Consider the following 16,936-nt stretch of genomic DNA (forward strand, 5'->3'; position numbering starts at 1 on the left):
GGGCAGCTGTATAAATATATAAGCCTGTGGAGGGGATCGTTATGGAACAGACAATGATTAAAGTGACCATAAACGGAGAAACAAGGGAATACCCCAAAATGACACCGTATTCTGAGATCATAAGGGATTATGAGGGCAAAACAGAGTATCCGGTGATCCTTGTGACTGAGAACGGAAAGCTCCGTGAGCTTCACAAGAAGCTTCAGCATGACTGTACACTGGGATTTATAACCGCAAAGGACAGTGCCGGTCGAAAAACCTATCGGAGAAGTGCGATCTTTATTCTTTTGAAGGCAATTTTTGATGTAGCTGGAAAAGAGAATGTGGATCATGTTGTGATCCATTATTCTATTGGAAATGCTCTTTATTTTACCATGAAAGGCAGTGCTACCCTGGATCAGGAGCTTCTTGACCGGGTAAAAGTGCGGATGCGGGAACTGGTAGACCGGAGGCTTCCGATCTGCAAACGCAGTGTCAGCACGGATGATGCCGTTTCCATGTTCCACAGGCATCATATGTATGATAAAGAAAAGCTGTTCCGTTATCGGCGGGTTTCCAGAGTGAATATTTACAGCCTGGAAAATTTCGAGGATTATTTTTACGGATTTATGGCACCAGATACCGGCTATGTGAAGTATTTTGATCTGCAGCTTTATGATGAAGGCTTTGTGCTGATTCTTCCGAGACAGAAGAACCCGGATGTGCTGGAGCCTTTTGAACCCCAGGATAAGATCTTCCATGTGCAGAAGGAATCGGAAGAGTGGGGTGATAAGCTGGATGTTGCCACTGTAGGAGATCTCAATGACCGGATCACAAGAGAAGGTGTGCAGAGCCTGATGCTGATCCAGGAGGCACTCCATGAGGCCAAGATTTCTTCGATTGCCGAGGAGATCCGGAGAAGGGGCAATGTAAAGTTCGTAATGATCGCAGGCCCGTCTTCTTCCGGAAAGACCAGTTTTTCTCACAGATTATCTATTCAGCTTTCTGCTCATGGTCTGAAGCCGCATCCCATTGCTGTGGATAACTATTTTGTGGATCGTGAACATACGCCGCTGGATGAATTCGGAGAAAAGAATTATGAGTGTCTGGAAGCCATTGACACGAAGCAGTTTAATGAAGATATGCTGAATCTTCTTTCGGGAAAAACCGTGGATCTTCCTACATTTAATTTCAAGACCGGATGCAGGGAATACCGGGGAGACCAGCTTCAGCTTGGAAAAGATGATATCCTGGTCATCGAAGGCATTCACGGGCTTAATGACAAGCTGAGTTATGCTCTTCCAAAAGAGAGTAAGTTTAAGATCTATATCAGTGCGTTGACACAGCTGAACATTGATGAGCATAACCGGATCCCCACAACGGATGGAAGGCTGATCCGTCGGATTGTCCGTGATGCACGTACACGTGGAACTTCCGCAAAGGATACCATTGCAAGGTGGCCTTCTGTACGGAGAGGCGAGGAGCAGAATATTTTTCCGTTCCAGGAGGAAGCAGATGTGATGTTTAATTCTGCTCTTGTGTATGAGCTTGCCTGCCTGAAGGTTTATGCGGAACCGCTGCTTTTTGGAATTGACAAGAGTGAACCGGAGTATCAGGAGGCGAAGCGGCTTTTGAAGTTCCTGGATTATTTTGTGCCGGTGCCCAGTGAGGGTGTTCCGTTTAATTCGCTTCTGAGGGAGTTTATTGGCGGTAGTTGTTTTAATGTATAAATTAATTGTATGAATAAAAAAAGCCATATGTAGATATAAGGCTCTATGCAGTGCAGATATCGGTTGGCACAAAGATGAGAAGATTAGGATTTCTCTGTGCATAGGATCTGTGGTGTGTGGAGCCTTTTGAGTGTGAATCGGAAAAGTTAAAGTCCTCTGTGGTGCTGCGGATGGATGTCGGGATTTACAGGGTTTAAAGGAAAGGGAAAATGATCATGAAAGAAAAAGTACAACTGACAAAACTGGCTCCAAACTGTGGCTGTGCAGCTAAGGTAGGACCGGGGACTCTGGCGGGAGTTCTTGGCGGGCTGCCAAAGTTCTGTGATCCGGATCTTCTGGTTGGAACGGACACTTCGGATGATGCTGCAGTTTACCGGGTGAGTGATGATCTGGCGCTGATCCAGACACTGGATTTTTTTACGCCTGTGGCAGATGATCCTTATGATTTCGGGCAGATCGCAGCAGCCAATGCGTTGAGTGATGTGTATGCTATGGGTGGAACTCCAAAGACGGCTTTGAATATTGTGGCGTTTCCGAAGGATATGGATGTGGAGATCCTCGGGGAGATCCTGCGTGGTGGTGCAGATAAGGTGATGGAGGCCGGGGCGGTTCTTGCCGGTGGCCATACGATCCAGGATGATACACCAAAGTATGGGCTCAGTGTGACGGGTTTTGTACATCCGAGGAAGTTCTGGAAGAATTTTGGAGCGCAGATAGGGGATAAGCTGATCCTGACGAAGGCGCTGGGTGCGGGGATCGTGAATACGGCGATCAAGGCGGAGCTGGTGACGGAAGGTGCACGTAAGGCGGTTTTGGCTTCCATGAAGAAACTGAACCGGGACGCCTGTGAGGTTTTTAAAGACTTTGAGGTTCATGCCTGTACGGATGTGACGGGGTTTGGTCTTGGGGGACATGCTACGGAGATGGCTGTGGCCAGTGACCGGACGGTTGTGATCGATACGGAAAAGCTGCCGGTGCTTCCGGATGTGGAGGAGTTTGCTTCTATGGGATTGCTTCCGGGTGGGGCTTACAGGAACCGGGAGTTTGCTGAGAAAACCGGAGTGAAGAGTTCGGCGGTACTCTGGCGGGAGGATCTGGTGTTTGATCCGCAGACTTCTGGGGGATTGCTGGCGGCGGTTCCGGAGAGGGATGTGCAGGAGATCATGAAGCGGCTGGATGAGGCTGGTCTGCAGGCTGGGGTGATCGGTGAGGTTGTGGATCGGCAGGAGTGGACGTTGGTGCTCCGGTAAGAAATTAATTTACGAACGAATGTTTGGACGATAACGTCAGAGTGGATGGTTGCGTAGGGGGGATACTGCTGGGGAAAGTGGTGGTAGCAGAATGACGGACGACGGACGCCTGGGGGAGAGGATATCGGTCCGGGCAGGGACTCCGTCGGGGGATACTACTAGGACTCCGTGAGTCGGCTAAAAGCATTGCGGCAGGGCCAGAACTCGCCGTTGGCTCAGACAGCTGACCCTGCCGCAATAACGCCGACTCCCGCAGCCCAAGTAGTTATCACCCCTCCTCCGCAGCAGCCCAAACCGATATCCTCTCCCCCAGGCTGGTGCATCCAGCTGGTAGGAAAAACATAAAATGTGCGGAGAGTATGGTTGTGGGATGCAGAACAGGAAAATTACTGTTTACTGATAATATTCCGCGAGGTGTTTTTTGTGAGCGAAGGTCACAGAAAACCCGAGTCATACTGCGCGAATTTATGTGATTAGCATAAATTCTGTGCATCGCGAAGCGTGTTACTGAGAATGGAGTGAACAGTAATTCAGGAAATATAGGCTCTGTATTTTTTTAATATATTGTTTGCCTGAGGGATAAAAGCATGGTATTATCATATGAGCGGAAATTGAGAAGACATAAAGAATATGAAAAACAAATATGTGACGGGAAAGGAAGAATTATGGAGAAACATAAACATGAGAGGAGTACATTTTCCGGGAAGATTGGATTTGTACTGTCTGCAGCTGGTGCTTCGGTAGGGCTTGGGAATATATGGAGATTCCCTTATCTGGCGGCAAAGTACGGCGGTGGAATTTTTTTACTGATCTATATCATTCTGGCATTGACCTTCGGATATTCTATGATCGTGGCAGAGACAGCTCTGGGACGTATGACAAAGAAAAGTCCGGTAGGTGCGTTTGGAACTTTTGGTAAATCAAAGTGGCTGTCTTTGGGCGGTTGGATCAATGCGATCATACCGGTTCTGATCGTGCCGTATTATTCCGTGATCGGTGGCTGGGTAATTAAATACCTGGTGGAATATGTAAAGGGAGGCAGTCAGACTCTTGCTGAAGACGGATATTTTTCTGCTTTTATAGCGGATGGATTTTCTACAGAAACCTGTTTCCTGTTTTTTACACTGCTTACGCTGGTGATCATTTATGCAGGTGTGCAGAATGGCGTGGAACGAGTTTCCAAATTAATGATGCCGATACTGGTATTCTTGTCTATAGTCATTGTCATTTATTCGGTAACAAGACCAGGAGCACTGGAAGGCGTGAAATATTTTCTGATACCAAATATCAAAAACTTTTCCTGGATGACAGTGGTTGCGGCAATGGGACAGATGTTTTATTCTCTGTCGATCGCGATGGGTATTCTGGTAACTTTTGGTTCCTATATGAAAAAGGATGTATCTATTGAAGGTTCTACACAAAATGTAGAAATTTTTGACACAGCGATCGCAATGATGGCAGGTCTGATGATCATTCCGGCTGTGTTTGCATTCTCCGGTGGAAATCCAGATACGTTACAGGCGGGACCGGCACTGATGTTTATTACGATTCCGAAGGTATTCGCAAGCATGGGATTTGGAACTCTGGTTGGAATCCTGTTTTTTGTATTGGTTCTCTGTGCAGCTCTGACCAGTTCTATTGCGCTGACTGAGAGTGCAGTATCTACTTTTCAGGATGAACTGAAATGGGGGCGCAAGAAGGCGACAGTATTTGTCGGAATTATCATGGTTGTTCTCGGAAGTCTTTCTTCTCTTGGCTATGGTCCTTTGGCGTGTGTTAAGATCATTGGAATGCAGTTCCTTGATTTCTTTGATTTCCTGACGAACTCTGTCATGATGCCGATTGCAGCGATTGCTACCTGTCTTCTGATATCCAGAGTAGTTGGCACAAAGAAGATTGAAGAGGAAGTACTGCAGGAAGGTGGTACTTTCCGCAGAAAAAGAATCTTTAATTTTATGATCCAGTATCTTTGCCCAATCTTTGCGGCAATCATTCTTTTCAGTTCTGTGGCAAATGCATTTGGATGGATTTCCATGTAAAAGACATAGGAGACCAAGAAAATTCCAACTTTACAAGTCTATACACCTGTGTTAAAATAGCAGGTGCGCAGCCAGGCCAGGTGATCGCGGCTGGACAGACGAAAGGGTCCAGACGAGGAAAGTCCGGGCTTCACAGGGCAGGATGCCGGATAACGTCCGGTGGAGGTAACTCCCAGACCAGTGCAACAGAAATAAACCGCCCCGTTTTGCGGGGTAAGGGTGGAAAGGCAGTGTAAGAGACTACCGCCGCTGTGGTAACAGAGCGGGCACATGTAAACTCCATTCGAAGCAAGACCGAGAAGAAAGCCATACGGCGGCCCGTCGTGCTTTCAGGTAGGTCGCTGGAGCCTTCTGGCAACGGAAGGCCTAGATAGATGATCACCCAACGACATAACCCGGCTTATCGGTCTGACTGTGTATGATAATAAGCACATAATAAAAGCAACTGTATTTTGCAGATCTGATCTGTGAAATATCAGTTGCTTTTTTGTGAAAAAACTTTTCTATGAAAACACAGCGCCCGGTCCCCACGTCGATATTTAGGCCTTTGCAGGAGCCGTAGTAATACTTGGTCTGCGGGAGACTGCGTTATTTTTCAAAATCATGCTGTCTGAGCGACGTCAGGAGCGAGTTCATGATTTTGGAAAATGTTTTTAGCAGTCTTTCGCAGGCTTAGTATTACTAGGCTCCGAAACAGCCAAATATCGACGTGGGGACCGGACGCGTCCGTTTGTTAATCATGCTCATATGAACTCTATTTATTCCGTTTACCTCTATATTTCTCCTCGCAATACTTACACCGGTAAACCTCATTCTCTTCATCTGCAAGAACAAAAATCTGATCCAGTCCCTGCTCGATGGAAGTAATGCAGCGAGGATTCTTGCACTTGATCACGTTCACAACCTGCTTCGGCAGCTTCAGCTCTTTCTTTGCAACGATCTTTTCGTCCTTGATGATATTTACGGTAATATTATGATCGATAAAACCAAGGATATCCAGATCCAGATCCTCGATGGGGCATTCAACCTTGATGATATCCTTTTTTCCCATTTTCTGGCTGCGGGCATTTTTGATGATAGCAACCGTACAGTCCAGCTTATCCAGCTTCAGGTCATGATAGATCGTCATTGCCTTGCCGGCTTTGATATGATCCAGAACATAACCCTCACGAAGAGCACCTACGTTTAACATGGCAGTTCCACCTCCAGTAATGTAAGAATCAGGGCCATACGGACATACACACCATACTGGACCTGTTTGAAATAAGCGGCACGTGGATCAGAATCCACTTCAACAGAAATCTCGTTAACACGTGGGAGTGGGTGGAGGACATACATATCCTTCGGTGCAAGCTCCATTTTCTGTTTGTCCAGAACATAGAAATCTTTCATGCGGACATAATCCTCTTCGTTGAAGAAACGTTCCTTCTGAACACGGGTCATGTACAGGATATCCAGATCCGGAAGTGCATCCTCCAGACGTTCCTCCTCGACAAACTCGACATTGTTGCGTTTCAGAACATCCTCACGGATATAGCTTGGAATACGAAGCTCCTCCGGAGAGATCAGAACAAATTTCACATTTTCATAACGGACCAGAGCCTCGATCAGAGAGTGAACGGTACGGCCGAATTTCAGGTCACCGCAGAGGCCGATGGTAATATTGTCAAGTCTGCCCTTCAGGGAGCGGATAGTTAAAAGATCGGTTAATGTCTGGGTAGGATGCTGGTGGCCGCCATCACCGGCATTGATCACCGGAATATTGGATGACATAGAAGCTACAAGCGGAGCACCCTCTTTCGGATGACGCATAGCACAGATATCTGCATAACAGGAAACAACGCGAATAGTATCGGCAACGCTTTCGCCTTTGGATGCGGAGCTGGAATCAGCAGAAGAAAAACCGAGAACCTTTCCTCCAAGATTCATCATGGCTGCTTCGAAACTTAAACGTGTACGTGTACTTGGTTCGTAAAACAATGTCGCAAGCCTTTTATCATCACAGGTATGCGCATACTTTTTTGGATTTTTCCCGATGTCGTCGGCGAGATTCAGAAGCTTATCAAGCTCTTCAACCGAGAAATCCAATGGACTCATTAAATGTCTCATGTTGTACCTCCAATTATTTACTGGAAATAAGATTCCTTCCAGTTATCATATAATATAACTGTGAGATTTTCAAGAGACTTTCCGAGGATTTTGTCGAAGAAGCCATTCGAAAAAGAGACCGGTAAAAAACCACAGAGGAGCATAGTCCAGCCGGATCACTCCTTTATACTGAAGCGGAACATGAGAATAATCCCAGGGACAGATGTGAAGCTTCTGAAAAAAAGATCCGCTTAAAAATTCCACGAAAAAAATCCCGCAGCTGTAAATGATCCCCCGTACCATAACCGGAAAGCGGGCAAGCTTGTAGTAAGCCGGACGGATCAGTGCTGCAAGTCCGTAAACAGGGAACATCAGAAGAGAGGTTTTGCCCATCATAGTAAAATGTCCGGTGACAAGAGAGTGCAGTCCTGTCCATAAGATCTCCAGACACCAGCCTGTAAAACCGCACAGAAAAAAATCCTTCTTTTGCATTTTAAAGCTCCTTCTCATCAGCAGAAATCCTGCGCTTTCCGGAAAATGTCAGTTTAACTGAATTAAGAAAGTCCCCTGCGGGGCTGCGAATATCCGCCTGGACTTTAAATATATTTAACGTGGAAAAGCGTCTTTAATAGCCTTCCCTGCCTTGAAAAAAATATACACGTGGGTTATAATGAACAAAATTATTACTGCAAAGTGAAAAAGCAGTAATGGATCATCAACACATGCGGAAGGAGAAAACAGACGATGAATTATGAAGAAAGTCGTGCCTACATCAGAGCTGCGGAACTGAAAAAGGGAATTGTTCTGGGACTGGAAAATATGAGAGAACTGATGAGGCGGCTTGGAGATCCCCAGGATGAACTGAAGTATGTTCATGTAGCGGGAACTAACGGAAAGGGTTCTGTGATCGCATATCTGTATTCCGCTTTATCAGGTGCAGGTTACCGGGTCGGAAGATATATTTCCCCGGCGGTCTATTCCTACAGAGAGAGGATGGAGGTTAACGGAGAACCTGTCAGCAGAGAGAAATTTGCAGCATATGTGACAAGGATCGCGGAGGTGATCGATGAGATCGTAAAAGAGGGAAAACCGCATCCGTCAGTATTTGAAATTGAAACTGCAGCCGCATTTCTTTATTTTCGGGATGAGAAATGCGATCTGGTATTAATGGAAGTTGGTATGGGCGGTGATCTGGATGCCACCAACATTATAAGTACTACAGTTCTTTCCATTCTGGTATCCATCAGTATGGATCATACGGCATTTCTTGGAAATACCCTGGGCGAGATAGCAGAAAAAAAGGCCGGCATCATTAAACCGAACAGTCATATGGTAACTGTAAAGCAGCAGCCGGAGGCAGAGGCGGTCATACGAAGAATATGCGCAGAACAGAATGTGCCATACGAGGCAGTAGACCAGGACAGCGCAGAGGTACTGGAAGCATCCATAACTGGCCAGACCTTTCTTTATAAAGGAGAAAAATATACAATATCCCTGGCAGGTGCCTATCAGAAGGAAAATGCGGTGGCAGCGCTCCGGGCACTGGAAATCCTGAATGAACAAGGATATTCCACAACACTGGTCCAGAGACAGGATGGATTGAAACGTACCACCTGGCCGGGAAGATTTGCACTTCTCGGGACAGAACCGGATTTTGTGGTTGATGGAGCTCATAACCCTGCAGCGGCAGACATGCTGGCTGCATCCATTGAACGGTATTTTAAGGGAAAAAGGATCATCTACATCATGGGAATGTTCCGTGACAAGGATTACCGCAAGGTCATCCGGAAAACAGAAAAATACGCAGATACCATCCTGACGATTGCGGCACCGGATAACCCCAGGGCTCTGACCCCGCAGGAGCTGGCAGATGCGGTGCGGGAATTTCATTCTGATGTAAGGCCCTTTGACAACATCGAAGCCGCAGTGGCAGAGGCCTATCAGCTGGCAGGAAAAGAGGATGTGATCATTGCTTTTGGTTCCCTGGCGTTCCTGGGGGATCTTACAGAAATTATCAGGAAACATAACGGAGGAAACCAATGACGGATTTGGAAAGATACAGAGACGAGATCGATGAGATCGACAGTGAGATCGTACGTCTCTTTGAAAAACGAATGAAGGTGAGTGAGGAAGTCGCTGAATATAAAATAAAAACCGGTAAGCAGGTACTGGATCCGGCACGTGAGAGCCAGAAGATCCATACGCTGAAAAACAAGGCCCACGGGGACTTTAACAGCCTCGGCGTGCAGGAGCTTTTCCGTCAGATCATGGCCATCAGCCGTAAGAGACAGTACCAGCTGTTGACAGAGCATGGGATTTACGGAGAGCGCAATTTCACAACTGTGAAGCATGTTCCCCTTGAAAACGCAACGGTTGTGTTCCAGGGTGTAGAGGGAGCTTACAGCTATGCGGCTATGCGGCAGTACTTTGGGAAAAATATCGAAAGCTACCATGTAAAAACATGGAGGACAGCTATGGAGGATGTAACCCATGGCAAGGCCGATTATGCGGTACTTCCTATTGAGAATTCTACTGCAGGTATCGTGGCTGATATCTATGACCTTCTTATGGAGTACAAGCTGTATATCGTAGGCGAGCAGATCATCCGTGTGGATCATGTGCTTCTGGGCATGCCGGATGCACAGATAGGGGATATCAGGGAAGTCTGCTCTCATCCTCAGGGGCTTGCCCAGTGCAAGGCATTTCTGGAGGAAAACCCTTCCTGGAAAAAGAAGGAAGTGGAAAACACCGCAGGCGCGGCCAAAAAGGTCAGTGAGGTGGGGGACAAAGGCGTGGCAGCTATCGCAAGCCGTGAGGCTGGTGAGGTATTCGGTCTGAAGGTCCTTGCAGAAAATATCTGCAGAGAAAAAGCAAACTCTACACGTTTTATTATTGTAAGCAGGAAACCGGAATACGAGGAAAAGGCCGGGAAGATCAGCATCTGTTTTGAGCTGCCTCATGAAAGCGGAACTCTTTACAACATGCTTTCCCATATTATCTACAACGGACTGAACATGACCAAAATTGAATCCCGTCCGATTCCGGGAAAATCCTGGGAATACCGTTTTTTCGTGGATTTCACAGGGAAACTTGGCGAAAGCGCTGTGGAGAATGCGTTAAGAGGAATCGAGGCGGAGGCGAATGTTCTCCGTGTTCTTGGAAATTATTAAGATACAGAGGAGTTAAATTATTATGTTGGCAAGAATTCAGGAATGTATCCTTTACCGTGGATTTTCAAACGGTGAGATACTGGACGATATGACAGAACTTATTAATCTTTATGAAGCAGATGAAGAAGCACTCAAGGCAAGAGAAGACCAGTTTTTCAAAAGTGTCAACGGGCTGGTGGAGCTGGCAGGAATGTACGGTTTTTCTGGAAATATCTGGCATACATATCTTACCTTCCTTCTGGTAAATCATGAGAACGCTTTCAGTATGGCAAGCGAGATACGAGGAGCAATCAAGGGCAGCATTAACGACCTGGCAAAAAATGATTTCCAGATTTTCAAGGAATTGTATGATTTTGACATCACGGTCTTTGATAAAGTGTTCGGAACTGTATGCTGCAGGGTGATCTGTGATTACCAGACACCGGATGAGAACAGCAAGCTCTTTAATACCAGGATCCGTGACCGTATCTGTCAGATGAGCAAAACCCTGGCAGCAGCCACCACAACCGAAGAATTTATGGATGATATGGTATCCTTCTATAAAGATTTCGGTGTTGGCAAGCTTGGTCTCCATAAGGCATTCCGTATCGGCCACGATGAGGAGGGAAAGGTGGAGATCCAGCCTATCACAAGGATCGCACATGTGAAGATCGATGATCTGGTAGGATATGAGATCGCCAAGAAAAAGCTCATTGATAATACAGAGGCATTTGTACAGGGGAGAAAGGCGAACAACTGTCTGCTCTTTGGTGATGCGGGAACCGGTAAATCTTCCAGTATCAAGGGAATCCTGAACCAGTATTATGATCAGGGACTTCGTATCATTGAGGCCTATAAGCATCAGTTCCAGGATCTTAATGAAGTCATCGCCCAGATTAAAAACCGTAACTATCGTTTTATCATTTATATGGATGATCTTTCCTTTGAGGAATTTGAGATTGAATATAAATACCTGAAAGCCGTGATCGAGGGCGGTCTTGAGAAAAAACCGGACAATGTCCTGATCTATGCCACAAGCAACCGGCGTAATCTTGTCCGTGAGCGTGCCACAGATAAGCTGGAGATCGCAGATGACAATGATCTGCATTCCTCCGACACCGTGCAGGAGAAGCTTTCACTGGTATATCGCTTTGGCGTCCGTATCTACTTTGGCAAACCGGACAAAAAACAGTTCCAGGAGATCGTCCGCACACTGGCAGCCCGTTATGGAGTTACCATGCCGGAGGAGGAGCTTCTTCTGAAAGCCAACCAGTGGGAGATCTCTCACGGCGGACTGACCGGACGTGCAGCGCAGCAGTTTATTGATTACATTGTGGGAACAGAGGAAGAAAAAAAGAAATAGTTTACCTGTGTATTGGGGGAAAGGATGAAAAACTATGGCGGTGACAACCTTTGCAGCAATTGATATAGGCTCCTATGAAGTCAGTATGAAGATCTTTGAAATGTCAAAGCGGATCGGCTTCCGGGAGATCAATGATGTCCGTTACCAGCTGGAGCTGGGCCGTGGAACTTATGCTGCAGGACGGCTAGAGATGGAGACTGTAGATGAGCTCTGCGAGATCCTTAATGATTTTAAACGCATGATGGCTGAATTTGGGGTAGAAAGCTGGCGTGCGTGTGCAACAAGCTCTCTCCGTGAGCTGGAAAATCCGGTGATCATCCTGGAGCAGATCTATCAGAGAACTGGTATCCGGGTAGAGATCCTGAGTAATGCGGAACAGCATTTTCTGGGATATAAATCCATTGCTGCCATTGAATCCGGCTTCAAAAAGGCTATTCAGAAGGGGACGGCGATCCTGGATATCGGAGGAGGAAATCTGCAGATCTCTCTCTTTGATAAAGATGCTCTGGTGCTGACCCAGAGTATCCGTATGGGAAGTCTTCGTATCCGCGAACGTCTGAAAGAACTGGAGAAAACAACTCCACATTATGACCGGCTGATAGAGGAATTTATCCGAAATGATCTGATAAGCTTTCAACGTCTTTATCTTAAGGACAAGGAAATCTCCAATCTGATCCTGATGGGAGATTTTCTCACAGATACGATCTTTCAGGACAGATCCGGAGAGAATATCATCACAAAGGAGGAATTCCTGAAGAAATACGAGACCATTGTAACCATGTCCGATCATGACCTTGCCGAATCCATGGAGTTGGAACCGGAATATGCGTCTCTGATCGTGCCGAACATGGTTATCATCCGAAATTTTATAGAAATCTTTCAGGCAGAAGCACTCTGGATCCCGGGTGTTTCTCTTCTGGACGGGATTGCCTATGACTATGCGGAAAAAAACAAATATCTGAAAAGTGTACATAATTTTGAAAATGATATCCTGGTGGCATCCAGGAACATTGCCAAAAGGTATTCCAGCGGAAAGAACCACATTGCAGGAACTACCGATGTGGCACTGGATATTTTTGACAGCACAAGGAAGATCCACGGCATGGGAAAACGTGAACGGCTTCTTCTGCAGATCGCAGTTCTTCTTCATGACTGCGGAAAATATATCAGTATGAGTGAGGTGGCAGAATGCTCTTACCGGATCATCATGGCTACGGAGATCATAGGTCTTTCCACAGAGGAGCGGCAGGTGATCGCTAGTGCGGTGAGGTACAATACCAGAGAATTCGGCTGCTACAAAGAGATCAACCGTGAAACATCCATGAGCAGGGAAAATTATCTCCTGACTGCGAAGCTGACCGCGATTCTCCGCCTGGCCAATGCTATGGACAGAAGCCATTACCAGAAGGTAAAAGCGCTTAATGTAACCTTAAAAGACAGGATCCTTTACCTGGTGGTGGATTCCGCAAGGGATGTTTCTCTGGAGCTGGGGCTTCTGAAAGATAAAAAGGAATTTTTTGAAGAGGTGTTTGGAATCCGGCTTGTAATGAGACGGAAGGGAAGAAGATAACGGAGGAGGTTTTTGTATGAAATTTAAGGAATTTGACAAACCGGAATATTTTGTAAACAGAGAACTGAGCTGGATCAAATTTGATGATCGTGTGCTCAGTGAAGCCAGAGACAAAAATCTACCTCTGTTTGAGAGACTGAAATTTTTGAGTATCACCTCATCCAATCTGGATGAATTTTATATGGTCCGTGTTGCATCCCTGAAGGATCAGGTTCATGCAGGGTACAAAAAAACAGATATTGCAGGAATGACAGCCAAGGAACAGCTGAAAGCCATCAGCCGGCAGACACATGATCTTGTTCACGTACAGTACAGTACATTAAACCGGTCTCTGGTCCCTGCGCTTGAAAAAGCAGGACTTCATGTGATCTTTGAGCACGAGGCATTTTCCGAGAAGCAGAAAGAATTTGTGGATCAGTATTTTGAAGACAATGTATATCCGGTCCTGACACCAATGGCAATGGATTCTTCCAGACCGTTTCCTCTGATCCGTAATAAAACGTTGAATATCGGAGCACTTCTTTCCAAAAAAGATACCAAAAAAGGAAAAGAAGAGATTGATTTTGCCACTGTACAGGTGCCTTCTGTACTTCCGAGAGTAGTGATCATTCCATCTGAGAAAAAAGGCCATACAACCGTAACACTTCTGGAACAGATCATTGAGCGCAACATCGACAAGCTGTTCTTAAGCTATGATGTGATCTGTGCCCATCCGTACAGGATCATGCGTAATGCGGATCTTCCTATTGACGAGGATGAGGCAGAGGATCTTCTGGTTGAGATCCAGAAACAGCTGAAAAAGCGCCAGTGGGGAGAGGTGATCCGCCTGGAAGTGGAAGATAAGATGGATCCGCGGCTTCTGGATATTCTGAAAATGGAGTTTCAGGTTCATGGAGATGATATCTTTTTTATCAACGGACCGCTGGATCTGACCATGCTGATGAAGGTTTATGGTATTGACGGATACGAGCAGTTCAAGGAACCGAAATACAAACCGGCAGCAGTGCCTGCATTTCAGAATGATAAAGATATTTTCCAGGTGATCAGGGAGGGTGATGTGTTCCTGCATCATCCGTATATGAGCTTTGATCCGGTGGTGGATTTTGTGCGTCAGGCGGCAAAGGACCCGGATGTACTGGCAATCAAGCAGACCCTGTATCGCGTCAGCGGCAATTCACCCATCATCGCGGCACTTGCTCAAGCCGCAGAAAACGGCAAGCAGGTTTCCGTTCTTGTAGAGCTGAAAGCACGTTTTGATGAGGAAAACAATATCGTCTGGGCAAAAATGCTGGAAAAGGCAGGCTGTCATGTGATCTATGGTCTGGTGGGCCTGAAAACACACAGTAAGATCACTCTTGTTGTGAGAAGAGAAGAAAACGGGATTCGCAGATATGTGCATCTGGCAACCGGAAACTATAACGATTCCACAGCCAAGCTTTATACAGACTGTGGTATATTTACCTGTGATGAACGGTTTGGAGAGGATGCAACTGCTGTGTTCAATATGCTTTCCGGATATTCCGAGCCGAAGCGCTGGAATCGCCTGATCGTTGCACCAATCTGGATGAAGGACCGTTTTGTAAAAATGATCGAAAGAGAAGCGGAGCATGCGAAAAAGGGAGAAGAGGCTCACATTGCGGCAAAGATGAATTCTCTGTGTGACCCTGAGATCATTGCAGCGCTGTATTATGCTTCTTCCTGTGGTGTCAGGATCGATCTTCTGATCCGCGGCATCTGCTGCCTGAAGGTGGGCATTCCGGGTATCAGCGAAAATATCCACGTGCGTTCGATCGTCGGTAATTTCCTGGAGCACAGCCGTATTTTCTATTTCCGCAATGGCGGTTCCGATGAAATCTATATGGGAAGTGCGGACTGGATGCCACGTAACCTTGACCGTCGTGTGGAGATTGTTTTCCCTGTGGAAGATGAGCGGATCAAGGAAGAGATCATGCATGTGCTGGATCTGGAATTCCGTGACAATGTAAAAGCACATATCCTGCAGCCCTCCGGTTTGTATGAGAAGCAGGACAAACGTGGCAAAACGCTGATAAATTCCCAGATGGAATTCTGCAGGGAGGCTACCGAGCGGGCAAAGGCAGCAAAAAAGGAGAAAAAAGAAAAGAAGAGAGTTTTCGTACCGGCTGAACCGGCGGAGGATATTATAAAATAGTAAAAGAAAAGGACAGCCTGTCATATCAATTTATGATACAGCTGTCCTTAAATAATGTTCTCAAAGATTATCCATATTACGTCAATACTGCATGATATTCAGAAAACCTGACAGCATGCGGGCGTTTCTAATAACACTTCTTGCAGGCTTTATACCCTGCAGCTTCGGCCTGGGAGCGTGTCATTTCTGTGGCATTATCCGGATTCATATTTCCGCAGTTAGGGATCCGGTGGTACTTGCTTCCGGTAGCGGAGATCCAGACCATATCACCCACTGGCTCTGGATCGGCCTGCACTCCGGTCTGAGGATCTGCAGCAGTCGAATCAGAAGATCCATAGCCGGACACACCGGAATCCTTATAAGCGGAGGAAGGCTGTGTGCCGGTATCCGATTCATCTCCAGCAGAATAATCATTACAGGGACTCTGGTTCCACTGGATATTGCTTCCGTCGCTGACTGCGATCACCGTACCCTGCTCATCAGTACGAAATACCTGTATTCCCATATCCGCAAGCTTATCCATGGTATCCTTATGAGGATGTCCGTAGGAATTACCGGCGCCGCAGCTGATCACTGCATATTCCGGAACAGTCTGCTGGAGCAGATCCCAGGTGGTGGCAGTGGCAGAACCGTGATGTCCCGGAACAATCACATCGCAGGAAAGATCAAGTCCCAGATCACAGATCGCTTCCTCCCCGGCAGATTCTGCATCCCCAGTAAAAAGAAAATGGTTATTTCCGTTTTCCAGCCGGATCGCAACAGAATTGTCGTTATCGTTGCTGCTGATCGATTGAGGAGAAAGCACCGTAAATTTCCCGCCTCCGAAAGTAAAATCCGTTCCGGGCTCCGGATGCTGCACAGTTAATCCCTGAGCGGCAACACTGTTTTCAAAAGATTGATAGATCTTTGTATCCTGTACATAATCTGCACCGATCACATTTTTTACGGAAAAGCTGTCCAGGCATCCTACAAGACCAGCCACATGGTCCTCGTCATAATGGGAGGAGATCATATAGTCAATGATGGAAATATTCTGTTTCTGCAGATAGGAAACCACGAAACTGGAATGTCCTCGGTCACCGCCGTCATACAGGAGATTCTGCCCCTGTGACTGGACCAGGATCGAAAGCCCCTGCCCTACATCCAGAAAGTGTACAGCCATTGTTGTGTCAGCAGAAGCAGCCTCGGCTGTGTAAGCAGCAGAGGGAACTTCTGCGACTGTTAGCAGAACAAGCAGCAGAGAAAGAAAAAATGTCTGCAGCTTTCTGCGAAAAGAACGTTTGTGATGCATGAGAAGTCGCCCCTTATCTTAAGTATTTTCAGGGGAAATTATAAAACAGAAGAGAAAGAAATGCAAAATAATATATGTGAAAATACAGAAAACAGATAAACAGGAAGAACGAAATTTTTATATGCAATGTTCAGAGCAACGTTTGATAGCGATAACAGGAAAAAGTGAAGTATAACAATCACAAAAAAAGCAGTCAGAATAAAATCCTAACTGCTTTCAGCTGATAGCCAGTACGGGAATCGAACCCGTGTTTCCGCCGTGAGAGGGCGGCGTCTTAACCCCTTGACCAACTGGCCATATTCATTTG

Annotated in this window: 12 protein-coding genes, 1 tRNA gene and 1 other RNA gene; 9 read left to right on the forward strand and 5 right to left on the reverse strand. The window is 46.4% G+C overall.

Going from position 1 to position 16,936, the window contains the following annotated elements; all coding sequences use genetic code 11:
* The first annotated feature begins 41 nt into the window (after positions 1 to 41).
* From EAI83_RS03285 to rnpB, 4 genes are all read left to right on the forward strand, one after another.
* Positions 42 to 1,709: a nucleoside kinase gene (locus EAI83_RS03285; protein WP_192926463.1), complete on the forward strand. Its 1,668-nt coding sequence runs from the start codon at positions 42 to 44 to the stop codon at positions 1,707 to 1,709.
* Between the two features lie 215 nt (positions 1,710 to 1,924).
* On the forward strand, positions 1,925 to 2,959 hold the full coding sequence (gene selD / locus EAI83_RS03290) for a selenide, water dikinase SelD (protein ID WP_330547750.1): 1,035 nt from the start codon (positions 1,925 to 1,927) through the stop codon (positions 2,957 to 2,959).
* Between the two features lie 665 nt (positions 2,960 to 3,624).
* A complete protein-coding gene (locus EAI83_RS03295) occupies positions 3,625 to 4,998 on the forward strand; it encodes a sodium-dependent transporter (RefSeq protein ID WP_129974616.1) in 1,374 nt (457 codons plus the stop codon).
* Between the two features lie 68 nt (positions 4,999 to 5,066).
* Positions 5,067 to 5,417, forward strand: an RNA gene (gene rnpB, locus EAI83_RS03300) — RNase P RNA component class A.
* Positions 5,418 to 5,752: 335 nt separating this feature from the next.
* On the opposite strand, the gene EAI83_RS03305 is transcribed toward rnpB, so the two are convergent.
* The 3 genes from EAI83_RS03305 to EAI83_RS03315 form a co-directional block, all read right to left on the reverse strand.
* The gene (locus tag EAI83_RS03305) at positions 5,753 to 6,190 is read right to left on the reverse strand and encodes an aspartate carbamoyltransferase regulatory subunit (protein ID WP_015525765.1); all 438 of its coding nucleotides are present in this window, start codon (positions 6,188 to 6,190) and stop codon (positions 5,753 to 5,755) included.
* Positions 6,184 to 7,107: an aspartate carbamoyltransferase gene (gene pyrB, locus EAI83_RS03310; protein ID WP_022426605.1), complete on the reverse strand. Its 924-nt coding sequence runs from the start codon at positions 7,105 to 7,107 to the stop codon at positions 6,184 to 6,186. Before pyrB ends, EAI83_RS03305 begins: the two co-directional genes overlap by 7 nt.
* A 69-nt stretch (positions 7,108 to 7,176) precedes the next feature.
* Complete coding sequence (locus tag EAI83_RS03315; protein WP_022426606.1) at positions 7,177 to 7,578, reverse strand: putative ABC transporter permease; 402 nt, start codon at positions 7,576 to 7,578, stop codon at positions 7,177 to 7,179.
* A gap of 252 nt (positions 7,579 to 7,830) precedes the next feature.
* Here EAI83_RS03315 and EAI83_RS03320 point away from each other — a divergent pair, with 252 nt between their 5' ends.
* Genes EAI83_RS03320 through EAI83_RS03340 form a run of 5 tightly spaced genes read left to right on the forward strand, consistent with a single transcriptional unit; the run spans position 7,831 to position 15,338 of the window.
* Entirely contained in the window at positions 7,831 to 9,129 is a 1,299-nt protein-coding gene (locus tag EAI83_RS03320) for a bifunctional folylpolyglutamate synthase/dihydrofolate synthase (protein WP_129974617.1), read from the forward strand.
* Entirely contained in the window at positions 9,126 to 10,256 is a 1,131-nt protein-coding gene (pheA, locus tag EAI83_RS03325; protein ID WP_021650329.1) for a prephenate dehydratase, read from the forward strand. The genes EAI83_RS03320 and pheA overlap by 4 nt, the downstream gene beginning before the upstream one ends.
* A 25-nt stretch (positions 10,257 to 10,281) precedes the next feature.
* Complete coding sequence (locus tag EAI83_RS03330) at positions 10,282 to 11,598, forward strand: ATP-binding protein (RefSeq protein ID WP_044960616.1); 1,317 nt, start codon at positions 10,282 to 10,284, stop codon at positions 11,596 to 11,598.
* Positions 11,599 to 11,632: 34 nt separating this feature from the next.
* Positions 11,633 to 13,168 (forward strand): Ppx/GppA phosphatase family protein, encoded by a 1,536-nt coding sequence (locus EAI83_RS03335; protein WP_129974618.1) that lies wholly within the window; start codon positions 11,633 to 11,635, stop codon positions 13,166 to 13,168.
* Positions 13,169 to 13,184: 16 nt separating this feature from the next.
* Positions 13,185 to 15,338, forward strand: a complete 2,154-nt coding sequence (locus tag EAI83_RS03340; protein WP_129974619.1) for an RNA degradosome polyphosphate kinase — start codon at positions 13,185 to 13,187, stop codon at positions 15,336 to 15,338.
* A 127-nt stretch (positions 15,339 to 15,465) separates the two neighbouring features.
* Here EAI83_RS03340 and EAI83_RS03345 read toward each other — a convergent pair whose 3' ends face one another.
* Positions 15,466 to 16,629 carry a ComEC/Rec2 family competence protein gene (locus tag EAI83_RS03345; RefSeq protein WP_129974620.1) on the reverse strand — a complete coding sequence of 388 codons (1,164 nt, stop codon included), beginning with the start codon at positions 16,627 to 16,629 and terminating at the stop codon, positions 15,466 to 15,468.
* A 224-nt stretch (positions 16,630 to 16,853) separates the two neighbouring features.
* A tRNA-Glu gene (locus tag EAI83_RS03350) sits at positions 16,854 to 16,925 on the reverse strand.
* Positions 16,926 to 16,936: the final 11 nt, after the last annotated feature.

The sequence above is a fragment of the Blautia sp. aa_0143 genome, assembly GCF_004167315.1.
GTDB lineage: Bacteria > Bacillota > Clostridia > Lachnospirales > Lachnospiraceae > Blautia_A > Blautia_A fusiformis.